The sequence below is a fragment of the Mesorhizobium loti CJ3sym genome, assembly GCF_000472785.1.
Lineage (GTDB): Bacteria > Pseudomonadota > Alphaproteobacteria > Rhizobiales > Rhizobiaceae > Mesorhizobium > Mesorhizobium loti_E.
The window spans coordinates 555,592-568,991 of record NZ_AXAL01000001.1 but is presented as its reverse complement, the minus strand read 5'-3'; the positions used below and the strand labels follow the sequence as shown (position 1 = coordinate 568,991).

At 63.4% G+C, this 13,400-nt stretch carries 14 protein-coding genes; 8 read left to right on the top strand and 6 right to left on the bottom strand.

Features of this window, described 5'->3' with window-relative positions:
• Positions 1-1,026, top strand: coding sequence for a tetraacyldisaccharide 4'-kinase (lpxK, locus tag A3A9_RS0103150; protein ID WP_027057466.1), 1,026 nt, complete (start codon positions 1-3; stop codon positions 1,024-1,026).
• Here lpxK and A3A9_RS0103145 read toward each other — a convergent pair.
• On the bottom strand, positions 1,023-1,256 hold the full coding sequence (locus A3A9_RS0103145) for a DUF2093 domain-containing protein (protein WP_027057465.1): 234 nt from the start codon (positions 1,254-1,256) through the stop codon (positions 1,023-1,025). The genes lpxK and A3A9_RS0103145 overlap by 4 nt on opposite strands.
• Before the next feature lie 126 nt (positions 1,257-1,382).
• Here A3A9_RS0103145 and A3A9_RS0103140 point away from each other — a divergent pair, with 126 nt between their 5' ends.
• Positions 1,383-1,967, top strand: coding sequence for a hypothetical protein (locus A3A9_RS0103140; RefSeq protein WP_027057464.1), 585 nt, complete (start codon positions 1,383-1,385; stop codon positions 1,965-1,967).
• A gap of 18 nt (positions 1,968-1,985) precedes the next feature.
• On the opposite strand, the gene A3A9_RS0103135 is transcribed toward A3A9_RS0103140, so the two are convergent.
• The gene (locus A3A9_RS0103135) at positions 1,986-2,912 is read right to left on the bottom strand and encodes a LysR substrate-binding domain-containing protein (RefSeq protein ID WP_027057463.1); all 927 of its coding nucleotides are present in this window, start codon (positions 2,910-2,912) and stop codon (positions 1,986-1,988) included.
• A gap of 91 nt (positions 2,913-3,003) precedes the next feature.
• Between A3A9_RS0103135 and A3A9_RS0103130 the strand changes: the two genes are divergently transcribed.
• A complete protein-coding gene (locus A3A9_RS0103130) occupies positions 3,004-3,897 on the top strand; it encodes a DMT family transporter (protein ID WP_027057462.1) in 894 nt (297 codons plus the stop codon).
• 246 nt (positions 3,898-4,143) lie between these two features.
• Here A3A9_RS0103130 and mutL read toward each other — a convergent pair whose 3' ends face one another.
• On the bottom strand, positions 4,144-6,027 hold the full coding sequence (gene mutL, locus A3A9_RS0103125; protein WP_027057461.1) for a DNA mismatch repair endonuclease MutL: 1,884 nt from the start codon (positions 6,025-6,027) through the stop codon (positions 4,144-4,146).
• 55 nt (positions 6,028-6,082) lie between these two features.
• On the bottom strand, positions 6,083-7,045 hold the full coding sequence (locus tag A3A9_RS0103120; protein WP_051370736.1) for a GlxA family transcriptional regulator: 963 nt from the start codon (positions 7,043-7,045) through the stop codon (positions 6,083-6,085).
• A 108-nt stretch (positions 7,046-7,153) separates the two neighbouring features.
• On the opposite strand from A3A9_RS0103120, the gene A3A9_RS0103115 reads away from it, so the two are divergent.
• Positions 7,154-7,462, top strand: coding sequence for a putative quinol monooxygenase (locus tag A3A9_RS0103115; protein WP_027057459.1), 309 nt, complete (start codon positions 7,154-7,156; stop codon positions 7,460-7,462).
• Positions 7,463-7,516: 54 nt separating this feature from the next.
• Here A3A9_RS0103115 and A3A9_RS0103110 read toward each other — a convergent pair whose 3' ends face one another.
• Positions 7,517-8,419, bottom strand: coding sequence for a LysR substrate-binding domain-containing protein (locus A3A9_RS0103110; protein ID WP_027057458.1), 903 nt, complete (start codon positions 8,417-8,419; stop codon positions 7,517-7,519).
• 91 nt (positions 8,420-8,510) lie between these two features.
• On the opposite strand from A3A9_RS0103110, the gene A3A9_RS0103105 reads away from it, so the two are divergent.
• The 4 genes from A3A9_RS0103105 to A3A9_RS0103090 all read left to right on the top strand — a co-directional run bounded on the left by A3A9_RS0103105 (position 8,511) and on the right by A3A9_RS0103090 (position 12,906).
• On the top strand, positions 8,511-10,061 hold the full coding sequence (locus tag A3A9_RS0103105; protein ID WP_027057457.1) for a trimethylamine methyltransferase family protein: 1,551 nt from the start codon (positions 8,511-8,513) through the stop codon (positions 10,059-10,061).
• A gap of 44 nt (positions 10,062-10,105) precedes the next feature.
• Positions 10,106-11,755 carry an ABC transporter substrate-binding protein gene (locus tag A3A9_RS0103100; protein WP_027057456.1) on the top strand — a complete coding sequence of 550 codons (1,650 nt, stop codon included), beginning with the start codon at positions 10,106-10,108 and terminating at the stop codon, positions 11,753-11,755.
• A gap of 91 nt (positions 11,756-11,846) precedes the next feature.
• On the top strand, positions 11,847-12,320 hold the full coding sequence (locus tag A3A9_RS0103095; RefSeq protein ID WP_027057455.1) for a DUF3828 domain-containing protein: 474 nt from the start codon (positions 11,847-11,849) through the stop codon (positions 12,318-12,320).
• Between the two features lie 4 nt (positions 12,321-12,324).
• Complete coding sequence (locus tag A3A9_RS0103090) at positions 12,325-12,906, top strand: hypothetical protein (protein ID WP_027057454.1); 582 nt, start codon at positions 12,325-12,327, stop codon at positions 12,904-12,906.
• Between the two features lie 8 nt (positions 12,907-12,914).
• Here A3A9_RS0103090 and queF read toward each other — a convergent pair whose 3' ends face one another.
• Entirely contained in the window at positions 12,915-13,376 is a 462-nt protein-coding gene (queF, locus tag A3A9_RS0103085; protein ID WP_027057453.1) for a preQ(1) synthase, read from the bottom strand.
• Between the last annotated feature and the right edge of the window lie 24 nt (positions 13,377-13,400).

Genomic DNA, 13,400 nt, shown 5'->3' with positions numbered 1-13,400 from the left:
GTGGCCTCTGAAGCACCACCATTCTGGTGGGAAGAGCCGGACTGGAAGGTCCTGGCGCTGTCGCCGCTGTCGGCCGTCTATGCGATCGTTGCCAGCCGAGGCATGCGGCGGGCCCGGCGTGAGAAGATCGAAGCGCCGGTCCTGTGCGTCGGCAACTTTACCGTCGGCGGCACCGGCAAGACGCCGGTCGCCATTGCGCTCGCGCAACAGGCCAAGCGTAGGCAGCTGAAACCCGGTTTTCTGTCGCGAGGCCATGGCGGCTCCTTCGCCGAGCCGCATGTTGTCGATTCTCACCACGACAGCGCCAGGCATGTCGGCGACGAGCCGCTGCTGCTGGCCGAACACGCGCCGGTCGCGGTGACGCCGAACCGCGCCGCCGGCGCCCGGCTGCTGCTGGAGAAACACGGCTGCGATTTTTTGATCATGGATGATGGCTTTCAGAGCGCTCGCATCCATATCGATTACGCGCTGGTGGTCGTCGATGCCCGCTACGGGATCGGCAATGGCCGCGTCATTCCAGGCGGCCCGCTCAGGGCCAAAATCGTCGACCAGCTGGTTTTCACCAGCGGGTTGTTGAAGATGGGAGAGGGCACCGCCGCCGATGCGGTGGTGCGCCAGGCAGCGCGTGCCGGCCGTCCGATCTTCGAGGCCCACACAGAGCCAAGCAGCAAGGCCGGGCTTGCCGGAAAGCGGTTCCTCGCCTTCGCCGGCATCGGCCATCCCGACAAATTCTTCGACACAGTGCGCGCGGCCGGCGGCGAGGTGGTTTTCTCAAAGCCCTTTCCGGACCACCATTTCTACGCCGAGGATGAGCTCGCCGAACTGGCGACTACAGCGCGCACCGAAGGTCTCGGCCTCATTACCACGGCCAAGGACGCCGCCCGGTTGCGCCATGGCGCCTCACAGGACTTTCTGGACCGGCTCGATGTGTTGGAAATCGATACGGTTTTCGAGCTCGACCACGTTCCCGAACGCATCATCGACGAGACGTTGGATGCCTGGCGGCAGCGCAAGCTGAAAAGTTAGCCGCGCTTGCGCAGTTCCGGATGCACTTCGATTTCGCGGCGCAGTGAGGCGGTGGCGTTGACGTAAGGCTCCTGCCTGGCGACGCTCCAGTATTTCAGCTCATCCAATGGGATGCTTTCACCGGTCACGGCGCAGCGCACGAACGAGCCGGGGCTGGTGACCTGGAAATCGCCATCGAGATAGCGGATGCGGGCTTCCTTGCCGCCCGGGCCTTCGAAACGGTTCATCATGCGGTGGTGCCGAGGTTCATGCAGATTTCATCGCCACAAATCGCCGCCAAGGTCAAGCTTGCGACAAGCCTCGGACAATGCTGAGGCGCTACGAAAGGTGCGAAAAGCGCTTTTGTTGGGGGCATCATGGATATTTCTTCCGCCCGCCTGGCTTCCTTGCTCAAGGAGGCGATGACGCCGCAACCCGTGCCGCTGGCGAAGGCCGATCCAGTCAGGACGGCTCTGATCAGGGAACTGGTCCAGCCCGCCGCCCCCTCCTTGTTGGCCCAACGCACGGCGCCCGCTTTGTTGGCGATGCCCGCAGCGCCGATGGCCGTCAAATCGCAGCAAATTGCTTCGTCTGGCATCGTCGATGCCTATCAGGCCCAGCTCGACACGAGGGACGAGGCGGTGCTGGCTGCGGTGGTGACGAGAAAGGCAACGCCCGAGCCCGACACGCCACGAGGCTTCGTACCACCTTCGGTAACGGCCAATGACAATGCTCACGCCATGGCGGGGGTCTCCTTGCTGTCGTTCATTCCGTCGCCGGCTCCGGTACCGCGAAACGCCGCCGTCCCAGGTAAGACGGCGGGACAGCGAAGGCCTGCCAATCGATCCCAGGGTGCGGCGCCGAATCCCGAGGGCCTGCTGGTGAAAATCGGCTTTGTTTCGATAATGACCGGTTTGCTGGCAACCATGTTTTTCGGGTTCGTTCTGCTGCTGATCCGCTGAGCGTCGAACCGGGGAACCCTATCGCTCAGCTTCGATGAACGCCTCGATCTTGTCGGTAGCCAATCCGGCCTGCTGCGCGATGCGGCGGGCAAGGTCCGCCGCGGCGGTGCGCGGCCGCCCCATCGGCCGGTCCAGCCAATAGGACACCGGATTGAGCGCGGTGCGCTGATCGACCGTGGTGATTCGGCCCGACTGCAGCTGATGCCCGGTCAGTGGCGGACGCGCCAGTGCGATGCCGAGCCCATAGGCAGCGGCGTCCAGCACCAGATTATAGTCCTCGAAGCGGCGGTCCTGCGGGCGCGGGCGATAATCCATGCCTTGGGTCGCGAACCAGGCACGCCAGCCGGACGCGTCGGAATCGTTGATCAGCGGGAATTTGAGCAGCCGGGCAGGGTCGCCACGGCCGATCTCGCGTGCCAGGTTCGGCGAGGCGACAGGAAAGACATGCTCCTCGAACAATTGCACCGAAACGCGGCCCGGAATGCCGCCACGACCGCAGCGGATCGACAGGTCGATGCCTTCATCGGCAAGGTCGGCCTGCCGGATGTCGACATCGAGCACGATGCGCAGCTTGCTGGGATTGTTCTCCAGCGCCGCCATGCGCGGCATCAGCCACAGCCCGCTGACCGAGGGGATCGAGGTCAGCCGCACCACCGCGGTGCCGCGCGGCTCGACCCAGCGGTCGGAATGGCTCGATATCAGTGCGAAGGCCTCAGATGTGCGCAGATGCAGCCTGTTACCCTCGATCGTCAGCGTCACGCCGCGCGCGCCGCGATCAAACACCTTGAGCCCGAGCCAGTCCTCGAGCTTGGCGATCTGCCGACTGATCGCGCCATGGGTGATGTTGAGCTTTTCAGCCGCCGCCGAAAAGCTGCCTGTGCGTGCCGCCGCGTCGAAGGCGCGCAGGGTTTCGAGCGGCACCATCGTGTCTGAGCTGTGATCCATAGTCACAGGTGATCCTCGATTTGGTCGTTTGTCAACAAGCGGGAAAAGGCGTTTTGTGGCTTTCAGGACGAAAGAGCATGAGGGCAGTGAGATGAGCGCGATGACGGGCACGTTGAATCAGACACAGCGCATGGACACCACAGCAGCTGTTGCGGTCGCGCTGACGGTGGTCGGCTGGGCGTCCGCCTTTCCGGCGATCCGCGCCGGCCTTACTGCCTTCGGGCCGCTGGAATTGGGAGCCCTGCGCTTTGGCATCGCCGCGGTGCCGGCGGCGATCTTCCTTGCGGTCAAGCGTCCTGCGCTGCCGAGACTCGACGAAGTGTGGCGCCTCGTCTTTGGCGGGGCTATCTTCGTCGCGCTTTACACCGTCATGCTCAATTTCGGCGAACTGACGGTGTCGGCCGGGGCCGCCGGTTTCATCATCAATGTCAGCCCGATCTTTACCGCCATCATGGCAATGGCATTGCTCGGCGAGCGCTTCTCAAGCTGGGCCTGGGCCGGCACGGTCATTTCTTTCGCTGGCATCGGCATCATCGCCGTGGCCGACGGCCATGGCCTGCACTTCAATGCCGGGGCGCTATTGGTTCTTGGCTCAGCGCTCTGCTCGGCCGTCAACACGATCGTCCAGAAGCCGCTCTTTGCCCGCCATCATCCACTGACCATCTCGGCCTCGAACATGATCCTTGGCGCACTTTGCCTGTCGCCGTTTCTGCCAAGCGGCTTTGCACAGGCTGCGGTAGCCAACACAGCCGGCCTCGGCGCCGTCATTTTTCTCGGTATCGTCCCCAGCCTCATCGCTTACGCTGCTTGGGCAACCGCGCTGTCGCGCCTGCCGGCGGCGCGTGCTTCGAACTTCCTCTATCTCGTTTCGCCGATGTCCGCTTTGATCGGCTTCTTCTGGCTGGGCGAAGTGCCGACCCTGCTCGGCATCCTCGGCGGTGTGCTGGCGCTGGGCGGCGTCATCGTGGTGAATTTGAAGCGCTAGACCAGAGGGTTGGAGGGCATTCCTGAATCGAAAAAGGGCCGCTGAAAGCGGCCCTTTTTTGGACCCCCCCCCCCCGCTGCTTCGCAGCGACCCTCCCCAAAAGAGGGAGGGTGAAGAAGCGATCTACCCGCCTACAGAACTGCGCTCGTGCGGATGAGCTCGGCGCTCTACCTCCCCCTTGTGGGGAGGTAGAGTCGAAGGTCCAGGTGGGGGTGCTTGGCGCCGACCTCACTGAAACCGAACTCGTTACCGCCGCCCGAACAGCCTTTCGATATCCGCCAGCTTGAGCTCGATATAGGTCGGCCGGCCATGGTTGCAGGTGCCGGAACCCGGCGTCGCTTCCATCTGGCGCAGCAGCGCGTTCATCTCCTCGGCCTTGAGCAGGCGGCCGGAGCGGACTGAACCATGGCAGGCCATGGTGGCGGCGATCTTGTCCAGCCGCTCTTTCAGCGTTTCGACCGTGTCATTGTCGGCGATTTCGTCGGCGAGGTCGCGCACCAATTGCTGGACATTGGTCTCGCCCAGCATCGACGGCGTCTCGCGCACCGCGACGGCGCCCGGGCCGAAACGCTCGATGCCAAGGCCGAAGCGGGCGAGCGTTTCGGAATGCATTGCAAGCCGCTCGGCGTCCTCCTCCGGCAGATCGATGATTTCAGGCAGAAGCAGCATCTGCGAAGGCACCGGCCGCGAATGCAGCGCGTTCTTCAGCGCCTCATAAACCAGCCGCTCATGGGCCGCGTGCTGGTCGACGATGATGAGCGAATCGCTTGTCTGCGCCACAATATAGTTCTCGTGTACCTGGGCGCGTGCCGCACCCAGCACCGCGCCAAGCAGCGTCTCCGCCGGCATATCCTGACTGGCGCGCGCATCGGCGCTGGCCAGGGAGCCGGCATCGAACGCCGCCTGGTCGGGCTCATCAAAGTCGCCATTCCTGGCGCGTACAAAGTCCGCGCCTTCGAATTGCATGTCGAGCGGCCGCTGCGGCGAGCGCGAGGGATCGAAACCGGTCGAGCCTGACGCGCGATAGGCCGCGTCGTAGCTGAGATGGCCATTGGCCGGGCCGCCGTGACCGTAGGATGCCGCACCTGGCCGGAACGCCGCCATCATGCCGGCGGCGCCCGTGGTGGCCGAACGGATGCCGGCATCGGCCAGTGCCTGGCGGATGGCGCCGACGATCAGCCCGCGCACCAAGCCTGGATCGCGGAAGCGCACATCGGCCTTGGCCGGGTGGACGTTGACGTCGACGATCGCCGGGTCGAGCGAAAGAAACAGCACCGTCACCGCGTGCCGGTCGCGTGGCAGCACGTCGGCGAAAGCGCCGCGAATGGCGCCGGCGATCAGCTTGTCGCGCACCGGCCGGCCGTTGACATAGGCATATTGCTGCAACGCATTGGCGCGGGTGAAGGACGGGATCGACACATGGCCGGTCAGATGCACGCCTTCGCGCATCGCGTCGATGGGAATCGAATTGTCGGGAAATTCGGCCCCCATCACCTGGGCGACGCGGCGCAGGCTGCCTTCCGGACTGTCGTCGGTCGCCGGCAATTCCAGTGTCGAGCGATCCGTGCCGGCCAGCGTGAACCGCACGGAAGGGAAGGCAATGGCGATGCGCTTGACGACATCGCTGGTCGCCGAGCTTTCAGCCCGCTCGCCTTTCATGAATTTCAGCCGTGCCGGCGTGGCGAAGAACAGGTCGCGCACCTCCACGGTCGTGCCACGATTGCTCGCCGCCGGCCTGACGGGCAGGACGCGGCCGCCCTCGATGCCGATTTCGGCAGCACTGTCGCCGCTCGCCGTGCGCGAGCGAATCGACAGCCGCGACACCGAACCGATCGACGGCAGCGCTTCGCCGCGAAAACCCAGCGAGCGGATGTCGTTGATATCCTCGACGAGCTTGGAGGTGCAGTGGCGCGCGATCGCCAGCGCCAGTTCTGGTTCGGGAATGCCAAAGCCGTCATCGGTGACGCGGATCAGGTTCAGCCCGCCGCCTGAAGTGACGATCTCGACGCGCGATGCACCGGCATCCAGCGCATTCTCGACCAGTTCCTTGACCACGCTCGCAGGACGCTCGATGACTTCGCCGGCGGCGATCTGGTTGATCATCGTTTCGGAAAGCTGGCGGATGGGCATGGGGGTACTATAGGCGGATTCGTGTCGTGCGGGAGGGGAGAACTGCCAGAGTGGATCAGTTTGCAGCGCGGATTTCGCGCACGCCCTTGCGCAGCCGCCGGCGCAACAGATTGCGCAATGTCACCCCGTCGCCATAGCCGACCTTGGCGGCGATCTCATCGACACTATCGGATGTGGTCTTCAACAGATGCACAGCCTGCTCGACGCGCAGATCCTGGAAATACGAGAGCGGCGTCTTGCCAAGTACGTCGTTGACCCGCCGCGACAGCGTCCGCTTGCTGGCACCCAGCGCCGCCGCTGCTTCGTCGAGATTGAAACCGACGGCGAGATGGCCGCGCGCCCATCGCTCGAAACGTTCGACCAGCGGGTTCGAATGGGCGAGGTGGTCGGCGATTGCATAGGCCGATTGCAACGGCCGGCTGTCGACAATGAGGTATTTCGCGGTCAGCGCCGCCAGCTCCGGGCTTGTCTGACGGATCACCATCAGAGCGAGGTCGATATGGCCGAGCGCCGCACCGGCGGTTGCGAACTGCCCGTCATTGATCAGCATGCGCGCGGCGTCGAGCCGCACTTGCGGGTAACGCTGCCGGAACATCGGCGCCAGCCACCAGGTCGTGGTTGAGGGCCGCCGGTCGAGCAGGCCGGTCTCCGCGAGGATGAAAGTGCCGATGCAGGCGGCGCCGATGCGCGTGCCGGCTTCGGCGGCAGCGCGCAACCCCTTGGTCGCCTTGGCGATGTCGTTTCGCTTCAGCGCGTCGCCAAGCGGGCCTGGCATCTTCTGGCCGATCGCCGGGATCACCAGCCAATCGGGGCGCGCCTCGCTGCCCATCGGGACGACCGGCACCTGAAGGCCTTGCCCGGTGTGGACGGTGTCGCTCACCCCGACAACGGTCGTGGCGAAACGACCGGGTGGCGACGCCAGCATCCCGGCCAGTTCGTTGGCGGTACCGAAAACGTCGAGCATGGTGGCCAGTCCGGTGTCGAAGACGCCGTCAAGCGCAAGGACGGAAATGTTCATGGCAATAATGATATCAAAGATGTCATTTTTGCCAATACGGTTTCCGCTCCGATGCTGCGACTGTGCCTCCGACGGCCCTTGGCCGTACAAACGAAGAGGAGAAGACAAATGATCAAACTCGCATTGTTCGCGCGCTTCGAGGCAAAGCCCGGCAAGGAGAAGGACGTCGCCGCGTTCCTCAAAACCGGGCTTCAACTGGCCAATCAGGAGGGAAAGACACCGATCTGGTTTGCTCTGCAGCTTTCGCCAAGCGTCTTCGGCGTGTTCGATGCCTTTCACGACGAGGCAGGGCGGCAGGCGCATCTCACCGGCGAGATTGCCAAGGCACTGATGGCTAATGCCGAAACGCTGTTCGTTGGCCCGCCGACTATCGACAAGATCGACGTGCTAGGCGTCAAGAACGACGGTTCGGTCTGATCTCTTTCAGCATGCCAACGCAATCCGGTCACGCGCCGGATTGCGCCGGCGAAGCTACGCTTGCGCCGCCAGCCAATCCCTGACCTTGCGGGCATTGTCGCTAAGCTCGCGGTTCTTCGGCCAGACGACATAGAAGGCCTTGCCGGTCTTGAGCACATGGTTCGTCACCGGCACCAGCAGCCCGGTCGCCAGCAGCCGTTCGGCCAGGTGTTGCCAGCCGAGAGCGATGCCTTGCCCCTCCATGACGCCCTGGATCACCAGGCCGTAGTCGTTGATGCGCAGGCCGCGCGCGGTGTCGCCGAGGCTGCCGCCGGCCGACTGGAACCATTCGTCCCAACTGGCGGCCTCACGATACGGCTCCTCGAGATGGATGAGACGGTGCGTGGCCAGTTCCCCGACTGTCCTCGGCATGCCGAACTTGGCCAGGTAGCTGGTGCCGGCGACGGGGAAAATCTCCTCGTCGGCGAGCGGCAGCGAATGATAGTCCGGCCATTCCCGGGACTCGCCGCCGCGCACGGCCAGCGGGATGCCTTCGGCGATGATGTCGAGGTCGCGGTCGGCGGTCTGGATGCGCAGATCGATGCCTGGCAATTCGTCGCGGAACTGCTGCAGGCGCGGCATCATCCAGAACGAGCCGAAGGCCGTCGATGCAGCAAGCGTCACATGGCCGCCTGTCGCCTGCAGGCGCAGGTCCTCGGCCGACTTGCGGATGTGCGACAGACCGAGCGAGACATCGGCGTGGAAGCGTTCGCCGGCTTCCGTCAGGCTGACCTGCCGGTGACGGCGCTGGAACAGCTTGGCGCCGAGCTGCTCTTCCAGCCCGCGCACCGCATAGGACACGGCGGCTTGCGTCATCCCGAGCTCGCGCCCGGCGGCGGTGAAGCTCGACAGCCGGCCGGCCGCTTCGAAGACGATCAGGCTACCGGCGGAGGGCAGGAGGTGGCGCAGGCTTCGCATAAGCTCAGCTTATACAAGAGATCAGGATTTTCCAGCGTCACAGCCATATTTCGTCTCGCTAACTTGGCAGGAACGGACGCCAGGAGGTCTCATGAACGCACCCGCCGCTGAGTTGACCGAAAACACCAACCGCCGCAGCGGCGGGCGCATCGGGCGCAAGGCTTTGCGAGCGGCTCCAATAATCTCGTTCCCGACCCTGGTCCGCAAGATTCCGGTCTATCAGATGGTTCCGGACGAGGCGGTGGAGTTGATCCACGAGGAATCGCTCAAGATCCTCGAGGAGGTAGGCTGCGAATTCCGCGACGACGGCGCTATCGAGCTCTGGCAGTCGGCCGGCGCCGATGTCAGGGAGACGCGTGTCCGCATCGACCGTGCGCTGCTGATGGAACTCGTCTCGAAGGTTCCGTCGGAGTTCACGCTCAATGCACGCAACCCCGAGCGTACGGTTCGCGTCGGCGGCAACAACTCGATCTTCGTGCCGATGTATGGCGCACCTTACGTGCGCGACCTCGACAACAACAGGCGCTACGGCACGCTCGCCGATCTCAACAATTTTCACAAAATGGCTTACATGGCGCCGGCGCTGCATTCCTCGAGTTCGGTCATCTGCGAGCCGATGGAGATAGCGGTGCCGAAACGGCATTTGCACATCATCCATTCGGCGCTGAAGCATTCCGACAAGCCGTTCATGGGCATAGTGACATCGAAGGAGCGCGCGGAGGACACGATGGCGATGGCTGGCATCGTCTTCGGCGAGGAGTTCGTACACGAAAACCCTGTGCTGGTGGCGATCACCAACTGCAATTCGCCGCTGGTCTGGGACGCCACCATGATCGACGCCATGCGGGTCTACGCGAGCCATAATCAGCCGCTGATCCTGGCGCCTTTCGCGTTGTGCGGTGCTTCGACCTCGGCTTCTGCCGTCGGCGCGGTGGCGCAGGTCAACGCCGAGGCGCTTGCCGGCGTGGCGCTGACCCAGCTCATCCGACCAGGCTCACCTCAGGTCTACGGTCAGTTCATGGTCACGGTGGACATGAAGACCGGCGCGCCGATGGGCGGCACGCCGGAGGCCGCCCAGATGATGTATCTGATGGGGGCGCTGGCGAGAAAATATCGGCTGCCGTGGCGCACGTCGGGCTTTCATGTCGGCTCGAAGCTGAACGACGCCCAGGCCGGCTACGAATCGAACATGCTGATGCATGCCGCCATCCTGTCGGGCGCCAACTACATCTGGCATTCCGCCGGCTGGCTGGAAGCCGGACTGACCTGCGGCTATTCGAAATTCGCGACCGACTGCGAACAGCTTGTCGGCTGGTACAAATATGCCGGCGGCCTGCCGTTCGACGATTTCAAGGAAGCGATGGCGGCGATCCGCGAGGTTGGGCCGCAAGGCCATTTCCTTGGCACCCAGCACACGCTCGAACATTTCGAGTCGGCTTTCTTCATGCCCTCGATCATGGACTTCAATTCGTTCGAGCAGTGGAAGGCTGAAGGGGCGAAGGATCACGATACCCGCGGCCGCGAGAAAGCCCGCAACATGCTCGCCGATTATGAGGAGCCGAAGCTCGACGAGGGCATCGCCGAAGGCTTGAAGGATTTTATCGCCCGGCGCGAGGAGAAGCTGCCGGACACCGTCAGTTGATGCAAAGGGCGAAGACCCGGCGGGAACCATAAGGGAGGAAAGAAATGACACTTTTCAGAAGCAATGGCGATCGCGTCCCGAGCGCCATCGAGGCAATGGCGCAAGAGGCACGTGCGGGCCGTATGGACCGGCGCGAGTTCCTGGCGCTGGCAAGCGCCTTTGGTGCATCGACGGCTGTAGCCTACGGCATGATCGGTCTTGCCGCACCGCAACAGGCCCTGGCCGAGGAGCCGAAGAAGGGCGGTACGCTGCACGTCTCGATGCCGGTCAAGGCGCAGAAGGACCCGCGCACCTATGATTGGGTTGAGCTTGCCAACATCTCGCGCAGCTGGCTGGAACCGTTGGTCCGCTACACCAAGCAGTTCACCTTCGAGCCGGTGCTGCTTGAAGGCTGGGATATCAACGACGACGCCACCGAATACGTCCTGCATGTGCGCAAGGGCATCAGCTGGAACAATGGCGATGCTTTCAACGCCGATGACGTCGCCTACAATCTGACGCGCTGGTGCGAGAAGGGCGTCGCCGGCAATTCGATGGCCGCACGTGTCGGCGCGCTGATCGACGCAAAAACCGGCAAGGCGCGGAACGGCGCCATTACCAAGGTCGACGACTTCTCGGTCAAGCTGAAGCTCAGTGAACCCGACATTTCGCTGATCCCGAACTTCACTGACTATCCCGCACTTGTCGTGCACCGCAATTTCGATGCCGATGGCGCCGACCCGATCAAGAAGCCGATCGGCACCGGACCGTTCGAACTGGTTTCATACGATGTTGGCCAGAAGGCGGTGGTGAAGCGCCGCACGAACGGCAAATGGTGGGGCGGCGAGGCGCCGCTCGACGGCGTCGAGTTCATCGATTACGGCACCGACTTCAACGCCACCGTGAACGCTTTCGAATCCGGCGAGATCGACCTCAATTTCGAGAGCCCTGCCGACTTCATCGACATCCTCGACAAGATGGGTCTGCAGAAATCGGAGGTCGCGACGGCGACGACACTGGTTGCCCGCACCAACGTCACCCACAAGCCCTATGACGACCAGCGGGTGCGCAATGCACTGCAGATGGCCGTCGACAACAATGCCGTCTTGCAACTCGGCTATAACGGGCGTGGCACGGTTGGCGAAAACCACCATGTCAGCCCGATCCACCCGGAATATTATCCGCTGCCCAAGAAGACCCGCGACGCGGCGGGCGCCAAGAAGCTGATGGCGGACGCCGGTCAGGCCGACTTCGAACACGAGCTGATCACCATCGAGGACGATTGGCAGAAGAACACCGGCGACGCGATCGCCGGCCAACTGCGCGATGCCGGCATCAAGGTGAAGCGCACCGTGCTGCCGGGCTCGACCTTCTGGAACGACTGGACGAAATATCCCTATTCGATGACCATCTGGTACATGCGCCCGCTCGGCGTCCAGGTGTTGGCGCTGGGCTATCGCACCGGCGAGGCTTGGAATGAATCGGCCTATTCCAATCCCGACTTCGACGCCAAGCTTAAACAGGCGCTCTCGCTGATCGACGTGGCCAAGCGCAAGGAGGTGATGAAGGACGTCGAGCAGATCCTGCAGGATTCGGGCGTCATCATCCAGCCCTACTGGCAGAAGCTCTTTAGCCACACCAACAAGAAGGTGAAGAATTACGGCGTCCATCAGACCTTCGAGATGGACCTCCAGAATGTCTGGCTGGACGGCTGAAAGGAGGCGGCGCAGGGACTTCATGAGCCGCAAAAAAGCCGATATGCAGGACGCGTGGTATTGATTGCGTCAAGCCAGCCGGAGATTCTGCATGCGACTGACAGTGCTCCTTGCCGCCCTTGCGATAGCCTTACCCGCGGCCGCCTTCGCTGGTCCGGCGTCCGACGCTGTGAAGTTCTTCTATGTCCCGGAAGTCAAGTTCGAGGCCGAAGCACAATACCGCGATCGCTTCACCGAGCCGGTGACGAAACTGTTCGATCTCAACGATCAGGCGACCAAGAAGAACCCGGACCAGGTCGCCTGTATCGACTTCGACCCTGGTCTGGATGCGCAGGATTTCGACCAGAAGACCGTCTCGAAAACGTTGAAACTGTCCGAGACACTGGATGCTGACAATGCCGAGGTTACAGCCTCCTTCAGCCTTTTCTCGGAAGGCGATGATGCCAAACGTGAAATGGTCTGGTCGCTCAAGAAGATCGACGGCAAGTGGAAGATATCGGACATCGCCTCGAAGACCAGCAACTGGAAGCTCAGTGCGCTGGAATGCGTGGCCGGCCAGGAGTGATGCGATGGCCCGTCGCCTTGTCCTGGCCATGTCTACGCTGTGCATGCTGGCGTCGGGTTTGAGCGGCGCGGCTGCGCAAGGCTTGCTCGGCGCGCCGCCGGCAGACGCCCCGGCCGGCTCGGCGCCGGGTGATAGTGGAGCGCCGGCAAATCCGCCGACGACGGCGCCGCCGGCTGACAGCGCACCTGCCGCACCCATCCAGCCGGGATCACCGACAGCGGTGGTGCGGCCGTTCTACGATCAGGTCAACCTTGAGGTCGATCCCTCGCAACGCAGCCATTTCATCGATCCGGCAAAAACCGTGCTCGACAAGAGCGATGCGCTGCGCAAGTCCGGGCAGGGCGAGTGCCTCGACCCCAACATGGCGCTCGACAACGCCGACTACGACAAGGACGAGATCGACAAGAGCCTGAAGACGCTCGAAGCAATCAATGGCGACCAGGCCAAGGTCGTTGTTGCCTTCGTTGTTGCCGGCAATCCGCACCGCCTCGAATGGAAGCTCAAGAAGGTCGGCGGCGACTGGAAGGTCACGGACCTGCTATCGGTGACCGGCGAATGGGCGCTCAGCCAGTATCAGTGCGAATGAGTGTCGAGCTAGCCACGCCCGCGATAGGGCGCAACACCGGTATCGGGCAGCCAGGAGCCCTCGGGCGGGGCGCCGGTCTGCCAGAAGACGTCGATCGGAATGCCGCCGCGCGGATACCAATAGCCGCCTATGCGCAACCACAGCGGCTTGGTTGCTGCCACGATGCGTCGACCGATCATCACGGTACAGTCTTCGTGGAAGGCGCCATGGTTGCGGAACGAGGTCATGAACAGCTTCAGCGATTTCGATTCCACCAGAGCCGCGTCGGGTGCGTAGTCGATGACGATATGGGCGAAATCCGGCTGCCCGGTGACCGGGCAGAGCGAGGTGAATTCCGGGCAAGTGAAGCGCACGATGGCGGGCGGTCCGTCGCCGCGCGTGAACGGCACGGTCTCCAGGACTGCCTGTTCAGGGCTCTGTGGCGTCTCGACGTGCGCGCCGAGCTGGGTGAGGGTCTTGGTATCGATCATCGCGGTCGTCCTAGGGATTTTCCG